Consider the following 14,292-nt stretch of genomic DNA (forward strand, 5'->3'; position numbering starts at 1 on the left):
AAGTTGCCTCCCCTATATCGAGGTTATCGCAACATTTCCCGAAGGGGCATCTTTTTAGATCGATGAAATACGTGGGGCCAATGGATCGGCATATCTTCGACGGCAGGTTAGCCAGCGCCCAGCGCGCGAGCGATGTTGTAGGCGAAGAAGCTCGCGGTATAAGCGAGCGCGAACATGTAAGCGAAAGTGATCGCCATCCACTTCCAACTGCCGGTTTCGCGGCGGATGACTGCCAGGGTCGAGGCACATTGCGGCGCGAAAATATACCAGACCAGCAGCGACAACGCCGTCGCGAGACTCCATTTGGCGGCGAGCACCTGTCCGATCTGGTCGGCGGCTTCCTTGCCGCCCTCGATCGCATAGACGGTGCCGAGTGCTGCGACCGCGACTTCACGCGCTGCCATGCCCGGGATCAACGCGACGACGATCTGCCAGTTGAAGCCCAGGGGCGCGAACAATGGTTCCAGGGCTTTGCCGATCATGGCGGCGAAGCTGTAGTTGATAGCGGGATCCTGTGCGCCAACCGGAGCCAACGGAAACGACGCCAGAGCCCAGATCAGCACCATCATCGAAAAGATCGTGGTGCCGGCTCGCTGCAAAAACATCTTCGTCCGCATATAGAAGCCGATAGCAATGCTACGAGCGCGCGGCAGCTTGTAGTCCGGCAGTTCCAGCATGAAGGGCGCCGGCGCGTAGTCGCGCCACATAAAGAACTTGATCAGGAATGAAACGCCCAATGCGCTGGCGATGCCCGCCGTATAGAGACCGAACATCACCAGCCCGCGCAGATTGACCCAGCCCCAGACCAGCTGGTCGGGGATGAAAGCGGAAAAGATCAGCGTATAAACCGGAATGCGTGCCGAACAAGTCATCAGCGGCGCGATCAGGATGGTGGTTAGCCAGTCGCGCCGATTGTCGATCACCCGCGTTGCCATGATACCGCGGATCGCGCAGTCGAAACTTGAAAGCAGCGGAATGAAAGCGCGGCCGTGCAGGCCGGCGCCGCCCATGATGCGATCCATCAAGAACGCCGCGCGCGCCATGTAGCCGAAATCCTCGAGCAGCAAAATGAACAGGAAGATGATGATAATCTGCGGCAGGAACACGATGAGGCTGCCTACGCCGGAAATTGCTCCGTTCTGCAGGAAGCTTTGCAGCAAGCCTCCGGGCAACGTGTCGTGTACCATACGGCCCAACAGGGTAAAGGCGGACGACAAAAGCTCCATTAGCGGCTGCGCCCATGCGCACACCGCCTGGAACATCACGAACAGAATCGATGCGAGTATAGCAAGACCCGTCACCGGATCCAGCACCACGGCGTCGATCCGCGTGGTCCAGGTGTCGGGCTTTGTCGGCAGGCCGATGGTGGCCGCGATAATGCGGTCCGCCTCGCGTTGGGTGGCTCGCAGTTCGGCGACAGCGAGCGGCTGCCAGAAATTTTGCTGCGACGCCACTGGCGCCTGCGATTCGAATGAGTTCGTCGATACGACGCAAGAGATCGGTGGCGCCACCCTTGCGCACCGCGATCGAGGTCACAACTGGGATATCCAAGGCCTCGGACAAGCGCGCGACATCGACGGTGACGCCACGTCGGGTGGCGATGTCGAACATATTGAGCACCAGCATTAGTGGTCGCCCGGCGCGTTTGTGTTCGAGCGCCAGACGAATGGTCAGCCGCAGATTGGTGGAATCGGCCACGCAGAGAACCAGATCGGGCAGCGCTTCGCCTGCCGTACGACCAAGCACGATGTCGCGGGTGATTTCTTCATCAGGACTGCGACCGCGCAGAGAATAGGTGCCAGGCAGATCGACCATCGATACCGGACGTCCGAGCGGAGTGACGAAAGAGCCTTCCTTGCGCTCTACCGTAACGCCTGGATAGTTCGCGACTTTTTGGCGGCTTCCGGTCAGCGCATTGAACAGCGAAGTCTTGCCGCTGTTTGGCGTGCCGACCAAAGCGAGATGCATCAACGGGGCTTCCATGGCGGTATACCATTTTATCAGGCGACGATAATGGCCATCGCCTCGCGCCGCCGCACCGCGATCGTCACGTTCTCGACCTGGACAGCGATCGGGTCGCGCCCGACGATGCCCTCGTGCAGCAGCTCGACTTTGGCGCCTTCGACAAAGCCGTGTTCGATCAAGCGGCTTTCGAGTTCGTCGCCAGACAACGCGGAATCCACATTCTTGGCCTGGATTGCATGAATGAGACCCGAAAATCCGCGGGGTGCAGTTCCGAGCGGCAGCACGGGCCGACGTTGTTGATACTGACCGTTAGACATCATCCTTATTTGCAATCGCTGACGGTAAGGTCAAGCGAGCGACGGTCATCATGATGGCACCTTAGAAGGACTGTAATCGGGAGCGTGGAAACAGAACCGCAGCGAAAAATGGCGATACCCTGTGGCCAATGGAATAGCGCTGGTCTATCGGAAACCACGATGGAAAGCTGCCAGAAACGAGTCGCGCACGGATTCGCATCCCTTCACCCACCCAAATAATTTTCCAGCCTGCGGGCAGACTTAAGAAAGCTTTAATCGGGGAATGTATGATAGCTTGGTACGGCGATCCCCGTGCAATTCGTGGTCGCGACCTGGAGAGGCATTATGGGCAAATTCGCTTTGGTTGTAGTGGCTGTTACATTGGCTGCGGGTCCACTTTTATTGCCGGCGCCTGCAACAGCGGAGAACGGTCAAATCGCCGCTGGCGTAGTGGGCGGACTCATCGGCGGGGCGCTGCTCGGCGGCGCCCTGGCGCGTCCTGCTCCTCCACCGCCGGTCTATTACGCGCCAGAGCCGGTCTACGTCGACGAACCAGTTTGCCGATTGGTTCGCGAGCGCTACTGGGATGGGTATGGCTGGCAAATTCGGCGAGTCGAGATCTGCAATTGATCGCGCATTCTCTGCGGACCTGCTTGGACGAACCAAAGTCAAGACAGCCGCAATGAGGCACGTGGCAACCTCGCGGCCAGCAGCCGCTTCGGAGTTCCACCCGCCGCCGGTTAAGACCGCCCTTATCGGACAATTCTACCCGCAAAACTATCCTATCATAGCGGGACCTTGTTCGGCCACAGGCTCCACGCCCGCCTCGGGTTGGGAAATATTCACTACCAGCAATGCCTTCGCTCATCGCGCGATAGCGGACGTCCCACACCGGCCTGCGATTCTGCGCAATGGAAGCGCAAGATAAACATTTTCCAATCCATGGCTGCGTCTTGTCGCGTGCTTGCTGCCCACCTCTCGGGTGGCAGGTCGACTTTTGCCGGTCGAGGAAGTCACCCGGACGTCGCTGGTGTTAGTTAGCGTCACTGCCACTTGTCGGAGCAATCCTGGCGATGCGATTTCGGCGTTTCGGCGGGCTAACAAGACAGACGTGATCCAACATCCGCCTGCCGGCTATCGCCGGATCACCCGCAACTCAAAGGCACAACCGACCGGTGATGCTCACTCGTTCGTTATCGACGACTTGCACCGTTGGCAATGAACGCATTCGTCGTCGTCGGTGAACCGCATTGGCAGCTACAGCGTCAGGATCTACATTGATAGACAAGTAACGTATGAACCTTCTTCCATGCTTGGTCCATTTTGCAATTCGTATTACTTGAGTATTTTTCCCATACGTCAAGCGGCCCGTGGCGGGAAAACTAAGATCAATACTCCCGATAAATCCGATACCGAGGCTGTGAATAATAGTAGTTGTACCGCGGGGCCGGTCGATACTCATGGGAGTATTCGTGCGAATCACGAAGTTCTTGATGATAGCCGCGATGGTCACGGCGGCTTTCGAAACCTTCCTCATGCGCCCGTTCGTGTCTGTCAGACAATCGGTCGTGAAGCTGTTCATGGCCAGCGCTATGACGACCATAGTCGTCGTACGCAAACGCGGGAAAGGCAGGAAGGCTAAACAGCAGAATGAGTGACGTTGTCAGAGCCTTATTTGGGATCACGGTTTGTCTCCATCATGAAAAGCGCAACGGGATCGAGGCAGAAGGTTGATCTAGCTGAGATTCTAATGTCGTAATTATGAACTTGCCCGGAACAGTCCATTTACGAGCCATTAATCTTCAGGCTGGGCCGAAAGAGCAAGCTGCTCGTTCGTATTGCGCAGGAACGATCACCAGGCGAGGTGAAAATCGCATGCGCGTCTCTCAGATGCGCATGCCGCGAATGTCATCGGAAAAATAGTTCCTTCCATTCAGGCACCTATCTCGCCTCGTCTGGATGCTTTCCTGCCCTTTGCGGCAATATCAGAATGCAGGCGACGATAAACGCCGCTAGAATGGCCGAAGCATAGAAGCGGCCGAATGCGAACCCGCCGGCGGAAAGCGGCTTGTCGAGGAGATCGCCTACCGTGGCGCCCAAAGGCCGCGTTAGGATGAATGCGGCCCAGAACAGCAAGGTGTGCGAGATATTCGTGTAGAAATAGGCCGCCACGATCACCGCAAGGCCGGCCGCGAAAATCAAGGCTCCGTATTCGTAGCCGAGGCCGAGCCCATACCGGTCGCTGCCAGCCATCCAATCGCCGAGCGCCGTTCCCAAGGTTTGGGAAAACAGGATCGTGGTCCAGTAGAACATCTCGACCTTGGGCGACGTGATGGTATCCACCGATACAGACCCAACCGACCAGTACCATACGCCAAGGGAAGCCATGAGAAGCACGAACAGAAGCGAAGTCCCCCCTGGATAACCAATGCCAAGGGAGCGGTCGGCAAAATCGGCCATCGTCGTGCCCGCTGTCGTGGTCGCAACGATCACGGCCCAATAAAGGAAGGGATGGAATTTTTTCACAGATACCTGGGCGGCGATGGCTGCAACAAAGATGCCGATAAAGATCGCGCTGCCGATCGCGTAGCCAAGATGCATCGACATCGAGACGGCATCACCGGCGGTCTCGCCGAGCGTCGTTGCGGCGATCTTGATGACCCAAAAACCCAAAGTGACTGCTGGAACTTTGCTTGAACGAAGATCTATGACACCGGCTGTCTTGCGAAGAGCTTCCATATTGATCAACCTATTGGGGGGGTCGAGAATCGTCGGCCACATTTTGTTGTGCTTAGTCCGTTGCGTAATGTCACGAACTGAATCGCGGACGTCTGGATGGATCTGTCCGGCGGGTGGTTAGCCTGACAGACTTAGGCGCGAATTAGCCCGCTGATACGACAAAAAAAGGTCCGAAGTGACCATGGTCCGGGACACATTCGCTGCATGATCCAGCCGCGGGAGACGAAGATATGCACGACGGCCGCAACAACGTGGATGGCGGTGGCAATCCATCGGATGAAAACAACGACCTGGTTGCAAGATGTCTCTTTGTCTCTCAGAGATCAATTGCAGGGTCTTCCCCGCCCTGCAATTTTTCCTTCACGTGCAAGCGGCGTATCTTAGGATGCTGTGGATTATTTCAACTTCAAGCCAGCCTTCGTCATCCCTTCCGCGATCGCGCTGTGACAGGTCTTGTCATCGTCCTTTTTTAATGCCGTTACGGCTTTCGTCTTTGCGTCGTCTAACGCGGTTTTTGCGACAGCGGTGAGATTCGGGGCCTTGAAGGCTTGTTCCAGTTGGAGCAGATCGCTCTCGCAGTCCGCCCGTGCGGCGCCGGTCAATGCAACGCCGATCGTGGCTGAGAGCAATGCGATTTTTAGAGGATTGTGCTTCATCGGGGTATCCTTTTTAAAGTGAAGGTGGGCCAGATTGCAACAAGCGTTGCCGGTGCTTGAGGCCGAAGTGGCGCCGGACTTCGGCCGGTTTCGTCATCAGGCTTCTGCTGACGCCTGCTCGATGCGGTCGAATCGACTGATCGTCAGGAAGATGACCAGCGCGAGAATGGCGGCGAGGAAGATGAGACTCGTGGTGACCGTGCCCCAGCCCAATCCGCCTGCGATCACGGGCTTGGCGAGAAAGTCGCCGATCGAGGCGCCGAGCGGACGGGTCATGATGTAAGCAAGCCAAAACGAGAGGATCGCGTCCATCTTCACTGCCCGATAAAGTAGCACAATGATGCCGATCAACGCGGCGAAGACGATCGCAGTGGGCCCATATCCCAGATTGAGTTTCTCCGCGATCAGATCGCCTGCCGACGTGCCCATGGCGAACGTGAACAGGATCGCCGCCCAATAGAACAGCTCGCGCCGCGTCGTAAAGATCGTGTGAATCGACAGCGTCTTTTCACTGCGGTACCAGAGTGCGAACACGACTGCGAGGGTCGATCCGAACGCGATGGAAGTGGTAGTCAGGCTAATTCCCATGCCGTCAACCAGATTGTCCGAGATCAGCGTGCCAACGACGCTGATCAGAACGACCGTGACCCAATACAACGGCGGCATGTAACGTTTCGCCCGAACCTGAAAGATCAGCGCCAGGATGAAGACCGCGCTCATCACATAGGATGTGATCGTCAGGCCAAGATTGAGCCTGGTCGATAGAAGATCTGCGGCCGTTTCGCCAACTGTCGTCGCCAGCACTTTGATGATCCAGAAATAGATCGTGACTTCTGGCACTTTGTTCAGCAGCGCCGGCTCACTCGCTTCGGTTCGGTTCATACAATCACTCCGAGTTTTCTTTCAAGAGCCGGCGGGCACGCTGCGGTGCTGACGCATATATGCCAGTGCGTTATGTTGGAAAGTGTAAGGTGCAAGACTTAGTAGCGAATGAGGACGTCGACGATGGCCAGAACCCAATAAGGCATCCGTATGCGCGGAAACAGTCTGTCCAGATCACGCCGGCGTCGGCGCCACGGATAGCGGCGACAGCTCTAGTGCTGAATTCGATTTCCGGCGACCAAGAGCATCGATCCCGTGCTGGAGTGCGGGGTGCGGACAGACCCGTTCAATGTACCGTCGTTGGGGGCGACAGCGCGATACGCAAGCTCAGATCCGCCCGCAGTGAACGAGTACATCAGGAGAATTAGGAGCGAATGAGGGTGGACGCACAACAGCCCGGGGGAGAGACACGAATTTAACGCAGGACATTGACAAAGAAGCGGTCGCGCCTTTTGATCACAATAGCACCACCGTTTAGAGTGCGACCGTCATGAGCGGCAAACGACCTGAAACACCAGAAAGTAAGAAAATGCGCGAACGGGCCAGAATGTGTCACCGTCTCGCCGTGGGCGCCGACGATCCGGCGTTTACCCTTAAGCTAAATGCGCTCGCAGAAGAATACGAGGCGATGGCAGTCCAAGCGGAGGCAACAGCGGCTTCTGACAAAAAGTGAGTTTTCAAGCTGGCCGTTACGCCGCGCAACACGAACGGTGTTCGTGCAGTAACATCGTGACCGTTCTTGCGCGACCTTTAAGTTAGCATCCACGCCCTGCTGCGGCAAACAACCAGGGCTTTGTTTACCCCAAACGGTCGCGGGACGAGAAGCTAACTACATCATTAGCGCTGATTGAGAGATCCTTCGTCCAGTAAAGCTGATACGCGTACCCGAAGACCAGCGCGGTCGGCCCGATTCTCGATCTGGATCGCGAAACCATGGCGCGTTGCCACAGCATCGGCGATCGACAACCCAAGTCCACTGCCTTCGACATCAAGCGGTGCCGCGCGGAAGAAACGGTCAAACAGGCGCGGAATATCGGCCTTCGCGACCCCGCAGCCGGTATCCAGAATCTCGACCGCGACCGAATTCCCGTTTTGTCGTACCGAAACGTCAACCGATCCACCGGCCGGCGTGTAGCGAATCGCATTGTCAACAAGGTTGCCAAACAACATTTTCAGATCGGCGGGCCAGCCCTGAACAACGACAGTGTCGCGCGCAGCGATGCCGAGATCGACCCCCTTTGCGTCGGCGAGGGGAACAAAGTCTGCGACGCATTGCGTGACGAGTTCAGAGAGGTCGACTGTCTCTCGTCGCGCTTCGCCGTTCGCGTTCTCCGAACGGGCCAAACGGAGTAATTGCTCCACCAGTACGGCGGCGCGGCTGACGCCGGCGAGCAGTTCCGAGATCAACGAAGATTGATCGTTGCCCGCGTTCGCGCGCAGATTGTCGATCTGGATGTGTAGCGCCGCCAAAGGCGTCCGCAATTCATGAGCGGCATCCGAGACGAAACGTTTTTGCTGTTCGAGCGCATGTTGGAGACGGTTGGTCAGGACGTTCATGGCCTCGACGATCGGCCGAACCTCAGACGGCACGCCGGTGACCGGAATTTGTTCGCGGCTATCGACGCCACGCTCCGCGATCTCGGCGGCAACCTCCCTCAGCCGCCCAAGTACCTGGCCGAGCGCCCATCCGACGACGAGCCAGGCCAAGGGAATAAGAATAAGGATTGGCGCCCCCGCCTGAATCGCGGCAGCTTCCGCCATTTCCTGACGCACGCTCATGCGTTGCGCCACCTGAACCGAACGGCGGGCGTCGCTAGCCAGGTAGACGCGCCAGTCTTCGCCATTCGCTTGGATTGTGGCGTAGCCTGGTTTTGAAAGGCGCGGTAGGTCGATGCCGCTCGGCGAATTTCGCATCGCTTCGCCAGCTGGATTCCAGATCGCGATGACGAATTCATCCTCCGGATCGTGCTTCGCGCCAGGCGCTTCGGCATTGGCGAGGCCGATGCCTGCGTTGAGCGCGATCTGACGTAACTGACCGTCGAGAAAGTCGGCTGCTTCGCGCCGCGCCAGGTCGTAAGAAACGAAGAAGGCCAATACACCGACAACCGTGAGCAGTGCGGTCATCCATATCAGGGCGGTGCGCCGCAGCGACGTCATGACGCTCCCTTGAGAACTATCCAGCCCGCGCCGCGCACATTGCGAATGATATCCTTGTCGAACTTCTTGCGAATGGAGTGGATCAGAACGTCGATCGCATTGCTTTCCACCTCATCGCCCCAACCGTAAATCCGTTCCTCGATTTCGCTACGCGACAGGATGACGCCGGGACGTTCGACGAGTACGCGCATCAGCGCGAATTCGCGCGCCGGCAGAATAACTGCCGTATTTCGATAGATCAGTTCATGGGTTGCGAGGTCGAGTGCGATCTCCCCAGCCTGCAAAACGGATTGGGCTGCGCCCCCATGGCGTCGCAAGACGGCCCGCATGCGGGAGACCAATTCGCGCATCTCGAAGGGCTTGATGACATAGTCATCGGCGCCGAGGTCGAGACCCGCAACGCGGTCGTCGAGACCGTCGCGCGCCGTGACCACGAGAACAGGAACGCGATTACCGGCGCGCCGCGCCGCGCGCAAAAGATCGAGTCCGAATTGATCCGGTAGCCCGAGGTCCAGGAGGACAAGCGCATGGCCGCCCATGGCCAAAGCCTCCGCCCCGTCGGCGCCGTTGCGCACCCAATCAACCGCCATGCCCTCGCGGCTCAAAGCCACCGACAGGCTGCTGCCGATCATACGATCATCCTCGATCAGTAAGACGCGCATCAACATTCTTTCGTATCAGATGACAGGCGCTCCGGCGGAACCAAGCGAAGATTCATGAGCATTTTCAGCAGCTTGGGAGCCAAGATTTGAAACGCTTTGCCCATTCTCTGGGTCGCCGCACAGCGCCCCGCCCAGCCTTCGTACGAGGAAGCGAGGACATTTCCAAGGCTTGTCAATCCGCACCTTTTTGTAAGCGCCTCGACTTAGCCCTGAATTAGCAATGAGCTCAAATGAACCCGGCATCATGTTATGGCCACACCGGACTTACGCTAACTAATCCGGCCTTCTGCTCGAACGCCATAGGCCTAAGATATCCGATTTTCGAGCATCGACGCTTTAGATTTGGAAGCGGTCAATGCAATCGAGCACGTTGGGTTTACCTAGTGTGTCATTCATTCGGTCTCGAAGACTCTCACCATTTCGACGCCACAAACTTTGCGGCGATCGGTCATCCGTCGCTCGAGCCGCTCAGTCGCAAATTGGCTACCCTGCCGGATTAATGCAGCTGCGCGGCAGACGAACGATGCAATTATCGCGAGCCCACCATCTTTTCCCGGTAACCCACTGAACCTAACCGATCGCGCCCACTTCTGTCGTCTGACTCCGATCTGAGGCTTTCGATCGGTTGATCGATCGCGCAGGCTTTTCGTCAACTTTTGGTGCACCAAGTCCATTTTAGTCGAATCGGTCATTCTCTGTGAGCTGCGGCTGCGATAAATTGGCCGCTCGTCCAAACGCCAAACTGCACCCTTGCCCGCTAATGACAAAGAGGGCAGTTAAATGAATTCTATCCGATTTCTCCGTGCTGGAGCCGTGATTTTCACAATCGCAAGTTTAGCTTGGTTGATCGAAACAGTAGCCGAGCATAATGGCACAACGGTAGAAATCTCTGTTGGCGCGCTGCTCGTGACGCTAGGAGCGGGATGGCTGCTTTGGGAATTTCTCGGCGCCCCCCTAACCGATGACGTGCGCTGGTATCGCCGCGACACGACGCAGTGGGGGAGGAAAAATTTGGGAGACCGAACTGGCTGGCCGATGCTCACGCCCGTCAGCGCACTAATTCTCCCCTAATTGTCTCCCGCTAGAATTTTTGCTGCACGGCGCTGGTCGCTGCATCAACCGTAGCCTGGGCTGTCTCCTCGTGAATTTGACTCTTTTCGCGGCGATGGCGGCACGTTCGGACGCCGCGCCGGCCAGATGGCGCCGGCCGTTTCTGGCATGGCTCGACGGGATCGAGAAGGGATGGGCGATCCCGCTCCTCATCGTTGGGTTCGCCGCGATCTGGCTGCTGTTTCTGGTGATCGCTTATCTCAGCGGCGATTTGCATCCGGACGTGTTGGAAACCTGGTCGGTCGGCCGAAGCTTCGCATGGGGTAATGCCAAGCATCCGCCATTGATGGGGTGGGTAGCCCACGTCTGGACGCTGGTATTCCCGCTAACCGACTGGTCGTTCCAGTTAATGGCGATGACCAACGCCGCGGTCGCGCTATGGGCGGTCGATCTGATCGCACGCCGATTCGTGCGAGGCGACAAACGGGCGGTGGTGCTGCTGCTCCTGATGCTGCTGCCGGCCTATCAATTCCACGCCCAGCGATTTAACGCCAACGCCGTATTATTGGCGATCTGGCCGCTGGCGACCTATTGCTTTCTGCGCTCGTTCGAGACCCGTCAGATCAAATGGGCCGCTGCCGCCGGAGCACTGGCTGCGATTGCGATGCTGGGGAAATATTACTCGGTATTTCTGGTCGGCAGCTTCGTTTTTGCAGCCGTTTGTCATTCGCAACGGCGACTCTTTTTTGGATCATGGGCACCCTGGGTTTCCGCGCTTGTCGGCTTGGTCGTCCTTGCGCCTCATATCTATTGGCTGGCGACAACGGGAGCCACCCCGTTCGAATATGCCATGGCGGCCCATGGCGGGAGGTGGTTCTGGCTGTCGATTCAGGAGGCCAGCATGTTCCTCCTTGGGATAGCCGCAATTTGGAGCCTTCCAGCGCTGTCCTGGGTATTAATCGCCGAGTCCAGGCTGAAGAGATTTTCGGCTGATTTCAGGGCGATGAATTCGGGCTTGTGGCTTCTGTTTCTCGTTTGCGCTGGGACCATTGGTTTTCCCCCAATCGTCGCCGTTGTTTTCGGTACGGATATGGCCTCGCTCTGGGCGATGCAGGGGCTGTTCCTGATCGGGATTCTCATCGTCTGCGGCGCCAGCTATCCGCTTGAGCGATTTTACACGGTCAATCTGGCCGTACTCGTGATCGGCATGGCTTTAGTCGCGGTGACCGTCGCAGCGCCAGTGCACGCTATCTACCGAAATGCCCACGGCTACGAAGAGCGCCGCAACTTTTACCGGCTGGTTGCGCTGGAATTGACGCGACGGTGGCACCAGGTGTCGACCTCCCCGCTTCCGGCCGTTAGCGGCGATGACTCGCTGGCATTTGCGACAGCATTCTACAGTCCGGATCATCCGCGTTACCGGCGGCCGTTTGCTTTGCAATACCAATGGGGATGGGCCGCAATGTGCTTCAGCGATGAGGAGGTTTGCAGTGCGTGGATCCGGAATGTACGCGCAACCGCACCCAATGCCATCCGCTTTGATTTCGACGTGGCTGGGAGCCTGTGGGGTCAGCCCGGCGTGTCCGCGAAGATTGCTGCGGTGATGGTTCCCCCCGGCGATGGGAAGGCCCATTGACCGAACTATCCGCCAGATGGGCAAGCCCGAGAGAGCTAATTCGCTGCTAATAGTGCGTCGCTAAAGTCCTCCATGGCGACACTGGCACCCGAGGCTTGTTCTGCGTGGCGGCGCAATCCGGTCAGGTCAATCAATTCAATCGAAAAGAAGAACCAGCATCAACAAAACCGTTGACGCAAATCCAGTGTCAATTTGCTGAATTTTCTTGCAGAAAGCTGGAATGCTAGAAACTTTGAACCATCGTATGTTCGACGCGCTCGCCGCACCGCACGGACTTGCCGGAGCGTCACTCCTCGCCATCCTTCTGCTCGCGCAAGGGGCGATCTATGCTGGTCCAAGCGTTCTGGTATTTCTCTGGATTTTCGGCGAAGCCGACGACCGCCGAGCCGCCGTCGGTGCCTGTCTTTCCTCGCTGCTTGCGCTGGCGATAGCTCACGTGATCTCTTCCGCCTACATGCACCCTCGCCCATTCATGGACGGTCCGGTTCGCAATTATCTCGGCCACAGTCCCGATAGCTCGTTCCCGTCCGATCATAGCACCCTGCTTTTTGCTCTCGGATTTGCATTGTGGATCTGTCCGCCTCGCCAAGGCCGCTGGTTCGGGAGTTTGCTTTTGGCCATTGGCATCGCCGTCGGCTGGGCGCGAATTTGTCTCGGAGCGCATTATCCGCTGGACATCGTAGGAGCGGCGCTCGTCGCGGCGGTCTCGGCCTGGACATTCGCGTTGCCGGCGGGGCGAGCTTTAAGCGCGCATATAACAACATTTTGTGAATGGCTCTTCGGTTGGTCAATCGCCGGAACGAAGAAGAATATCCGACGAAACTAATGCCGACGGATCTTTGCTGTTTTGGATGATGCTGCCCCCATGCGAAGACCACCTAAAAGCCAAACCAAAATTACCTGGATTTCCAATGAACGAGAAGCGAATAGCATCACGACATCGCGTCTTGAAGGCCGGTAAAATCTCGTTCGACGGTGGCACCATCGACTGCACTGTCCGCAACATATCAAGAACCGGCGCGGCGTTAGAGGTCGTAAGCCCCATGGGAATCCCTCGAACCTTTATCCTGGTCATCGAAGCCGATCACGTCCAGCAGCCCTGTCACGTCGTTTGGCGCACAGAAAAGCGGATGGGCGTCGCATTCGATCAGAACTGACGTAAGATTTCGCGTCGAGACCGGTTCCGAATGCAAATCGACCGTGCGTGCCGCGAGATTGGCCGCGAATAGCGCACACCTCATTCGCTGCTCACTTTGGAAGCCTATTGTCGTCTGACGGGCGACCTGTCACTTCCAAGGAAAATACATGACGAAAGTTTCGATCTCTCTAGCCCACGCGCTTCTGGGAGGAACCCTCATCCTCACGACTGCAACTGCCTCTTATGCCCTTGAAGGCGGCAGGCTGTCGAAGGAAGCAACAATCACCCTCGATCGAGCCCGGGACGCCGCCATGAAGGCGCAGCCCGGCACGATTCTTGACCAGGAACTGGAGCATCGGAAAGGCGGTTCCGGTTTGCGTTATTCCTTTGACATCAGGGTTGGGAGGGTCACCCACGAAGTCGGCATCGACGCCAAGACGGGGTCCGTTCTGCAGAACTCCGCAGAGGGTAACAAGTGATGTCCCGTGGAAGGCAGCAAGAGTTGACAGCCATGAAAGCAACCTACTTTGTCAGATCGATCCCGCAAGCGATTGCTCTCGTCGTCGCTTTGTACGCCAGTGTCGCGCCCGGACCGCTCTTCGCCGGGCCTACCGCCCCGCCGGAGACCGCGATAGCGCCGGAGAAAAATCCGCCAGGCGACATTCCCGACGATCAGGTCTTCATCACCTACAAGTCGCCGAACGGATTCTCTCTTAAGGTTCCGGAAGGCTGGTCGCGCAAGGATGCGCCCGAAGGCGTTTCATTCGCCGACAAATACGGCACGATTGATGTCGCTGTAACAGCGTCTTCGACGACCCCGACAGTTGCAAGTGTTCGCGCAGGCGAGGCAGCGGAGCTGGAAAAGACGGGGCACGCGGTGAAGATATCCTCGATCAAGGAAGTCAGGCTGGCGTCGGGTCCGGCGATCGAAATTATCTATAGTTCAAATTCAGATTCGAACCCGGTCACCAACAAGCGTATCCGCCTCGAAAACCAACGATACCTAATGGCGCATGCGGGAAAGCTAGGCGCTGTTACCTTTTCGGCTCCCATGGGAGCGGATAACGCCGACCAATGGAAGCTGATGAGTAACTCCTTTCGCTGGAATTGA

The 14,292-nt window shown here is 57.5% G+C and carries 14 protein-coding genes and 1 pseudogene; 8 read left to right on the top strand and 7 right to left on the bottom strand.

Features of this window, described 5'->3' with window-relative positions; translation table 11 throughout:
• Window positions 1-107: 107 nt before the first annotated feature.
• Both feoB and ACP7AL_RS02390 read right to left on the bottom strand, forming a co-directional pair.
• Window positions 108-1,983, bottom strand: a pseudogene (gene feoB / locus ACP7AL_RS02385) (ferrous iron transporter B).
• A gap of 17 nt (window positions 1,984-2,000) precedes the next feature.
• Window positions 2,001-2,285: a FeoA family protein gene (locus ACP7AL_RS02390; RefSeq protein ID WP_425988426.1), complete on the bottom strand. Its 285-nt coding sequence runs from the start codon at window positions 2,283-2,285 to the stop codon at window positions 2,001-2,003.
• Between the two features lie 321 nt (window positions 2,286-2,606).
• Between ACP7AL_RS02390 and ACP7AL_RS02395 the strand changes: the two genes are divergently transcribed.
• Window positions 2,607-2,891 carry a hypothetical protein gene (locus ACP7AL_RS02395; RefSeq protein ID WP_425988429.1) on the top strand — a complete coding sequence of 95 codons (285 nt, stop codon included), beginning with the start codon at window positions 2,607-2,609 and terminating at the stop codon, window positions 2,889-2,891.
• A gap of 1,311 nt (window positions 2,892-4,202) precedes the next feature.
• Here ACP7AL_RS02395 and ACP7AL_RS02400 read toward each other — a convergent pair.
• The 3 genes from ACP7AL_RS02400 to ACP7AL_RS02410 all read right to left on the bottom strand — a co-directional run bounded on the left by ACP7AL_RS02400 (window position 4,203) and on the right by ACP7AL_RS02410 (window position 6,538).
• The gene (locus tag ACP7AL_RS02400; protein ID WP_425988432.1) at window positions 4,203-5,000 is read right to left on the bottom strand and encodes a hypothetical protein; all 798 of its coding nucleotides are present in this window, start codon (window positions 4,998-5,000) and stop codon (window positions 4,203-4,205) included.
• 395 nt (window positions 5,001-5,395) lie between these two features.
• Window positions 5,396-5,656: a hypothetical protein gene (locus tag ACP7AL_RS02405; RefSeq protein ID WP_425988435.1), complete on the bottom strand. Its 261-nt coding sequence runs from the start codon at window positions 5,654-5,656 to the stop codon at window positions 5,396-5,398.
• 96 nt (window positions 5,657-5,752) lie between these two features.
• Complete coding sequence (locus ACP7AL_RS02410) at window positions 5,753-6,538, bottom strand: hypothetical protein (RefSeq protein ID WP_425988438.1); 786 nt, start codon at window positions 6,536-6,538, stop codon at window positions 5,753-5,755.
• Between the two features lie 490 nt (window positions 6,539-7,028).
• On the opposite strand from ACP7AL_RS02410, the gene ACP7AL_RS02415 reads away from it, so the two are divergent.
• On the top strand, window positions 7,029-7,211 hold the full coding sequence (locus ACP7AL_RS02415) for a hypothetical protein (protein WP_425988440.1): 183 nt from the start codon (window positions 7,029-7,031) through the stop codon (window positions 7,209-7,211).
• A gap of 164 nt (window positions 7,212-7,375) precedes the next feature.
• Here ACP7AL_RS02415 and ACP7AL_RS02420 read toward each other — a convergent pair whose 3' ends face one another.
• Both ACP7AL_RS02420 and ACP7AL_RS02425 read right to left on the bottom strand, forming a co-directional pair.
• Window positions 7,376-8,695, bottom strand: coding sequence for an ATP-binding protein (locus tag ACP7AL_RS02420; RefSeq protein WP_425988443.1), 1,320 nt, complete (start codon window positions 8,693-8,695; stop codon window positions 7,376-7,378).
• Window positions 8,692-9,357: a response regulator gene (locus tag ACP7AL_RS02425; protein WP_425988446.1), complete on the bottom strand. Its 666-nt coding sequence runs from the start codon at window positions 9,355-9,357 to the stop codon at window positions 8,692-8,694. The genes ACP7AL_RS02420 and ACP7AL_RS02425 overlap by 4 nt, the downstream gene beginning before the upstream one ends.
• 780 nt (window positions 9,358-10,137) lie before the next feature.
• Between ACP7AL_RS02425 and ACP7AL_RS02430 the strand changes: the two genes are divergently transcribed.
• The 6 genes from ACP7AL_RS02430 (at window position 10,138) to ACP7AL_RS02455 (ending at window position 14,292) form a co-directional block, all read left to right on the top strand.
• Entirely contained in the window at window positions 10,138-10,428 is a 291-nt protein-coding gene (locus ACP7AL_RS02430; RefSeq protein WP_425988449.1) for a hypothetical protein, read from the top strand.
• Between the two features lie 19 nt (window positions 10,429-10,447).
• Window positions 10,448-12,043, top strand: coding sequence for a glycosyltransferase family 39 protein (locus tag ACP7AL_RS02435; protein WP_425988452.1), 1,596 nt, complete (start codon window positions 10,448-10,450; stop codon window positions 12,041-12,043).
• Between the two features lie 244 nt (window positions 12,044-12,287).
• Window positions 12,288-12,869 carry an undecaprenyl-diphosphatase gene (locus ACP7AL_RS02440; RefSeq protein WP_425988455.1) on the top strand — a complete coding sequence of 194 codons (582 nt, stop codon included), beginning with the start codon at window positions 12,288-12,290 and terminating at the stop codon, window positions 12,867-12,869.
• A gap of 85 nt (window positions 12,870-12,954) precedes the next feature.
• Window positions 12,955-13,200, top strand: coding sequence for a PilZ domain-containing protein (locus ACP7AL_RS02445; protein WP_425988458.1), 246 nt, complete (start codon window positions 12,955-12,957; stop codon window positions 13,198-13,200).
• Between the two features lie 148 nt (window positions 13,201-13,348).
• Window positions 13,349-13,660, top strand: a complete 312-nt coding sequence (locus ACP7AL_RS02450; RefSeq protein ID WP_425988461.1) for a PepSY domain-containing protein — start codon at window positions 13,349-13,351, stop codon at window positions 13,658-13,660.
• A 32-nt stretch (window positions 13,661-13,692) separates the two neighbouring features.
• Complete coding sequence (locus tag ACP7AL_RS02455) at window positions 13,693-14,292, top strand: hypothetical protein (RefSeq protein WP_425988464.1); 600 nt, start codon at window positions 13,693-13,695, stop codon at window positions 14,290-14,292.

The sequence above is a fragment of the Afipia sp. DC4300-2b1 genome (assembly GCF_049895725.1).
Taxonomy (GTDB): Bacteria; Pseudomonadota; Alphaproteobacteria; order Rhizobiales; family Xanthobacteraceae; genus Afipia; species Afipia broomeae.

Coding starts and splice junctions, on each gene's coding strand:
- ACP7AL_RS02390 (WP_425988426.1), bottom strand. CDS start 2,285: ATGATGTCTAACGGTCAGTATCAACAACGTCGGCCCGTGCTGCCGCTC.
- ACP7AL_RS02395 (WP_425988429.1), top strand. CDS start 2,607: ATGGGCAAATTCGCTTTGGTTGTAGTGGCTGTTACATTGGCTGCGGGT.
- ACP7AL_RS02400 (WP_425988432.1), bottom strand. CDS start 5,000: ATGGAAGCTCTTCGCAAGACAGCCGGTGTCATAGATCTTCGTTCAAGC.
- ACP7AL_RS02405 (WP_425988435.1), bottom strand. CDS start 5,656: ATGAAGCACAATCCTCTAAAAATCGCATTGCTCTCAGCCACGATCGGC.
- ACP7AL_RS02410 (WP_425988438.1), bottom strand. CDS start 6,538: ATGAACCGAACCGAAGCGAGTGAGCCGGCGCTGCTGAACAAAGTGCCA.
- ACP7AL_RS02415 (WP_425988440.1), top strand. CDS start 7,029: ATGAGCGGCAAACGACCTGAAACACCAGAAAGTAAGAAAATGCGCGAA.
- ACP7AL_RS02420 (WP_425988443.1), bottom strand. CDS start 8,695: ATGACGTCGCTGCGGCGCACCGCCCTGATATGGATGACCGCACTGCTC.
- ACP7AL_RS02425 (WP_425988446.1), bottom strand. CDS start 9,357: ATGCGCGTCTTACTGATCGAGGATGATCGTATGATCGGCAGCAGCCTG.
- ACP7AL_RS02430 (WP_425988449.1), top strand. CDS start 10,138: ATGAATTCTATCCGATTTCTCCGTGCTGGAGCCGTGATTTTCACAATC.
- ACP7AL_RS02440 (WP_425988455.1), top strand. CDS start 12,288: ATGTTCGACGCGCTCGCCGCACCGCACGGACTTGCCGGAGCGTCACTC.
- ACP7AL_RS02445 (WP_425988458.1), top strand. CDS start 12,955: ATGAACGAGAAGCGAATAGCATCACGACATCGCGTCTTGAAGGCCGGT.
- ACP7AL_RS02450 (WP_425988461.1), top strand. CDS start 13,349: ATGACGAAAGTTTCGATCTCTCTAGCCCACGCGCTTCTGGGAGGAACC.
- ACP7AL_RS02455 (WP_425988464.1), top strand. CDS start 13,693: ATGAAAGCAACCTACTTTGTCAGATCGATCCCGCAAGCGATTGCTCTC.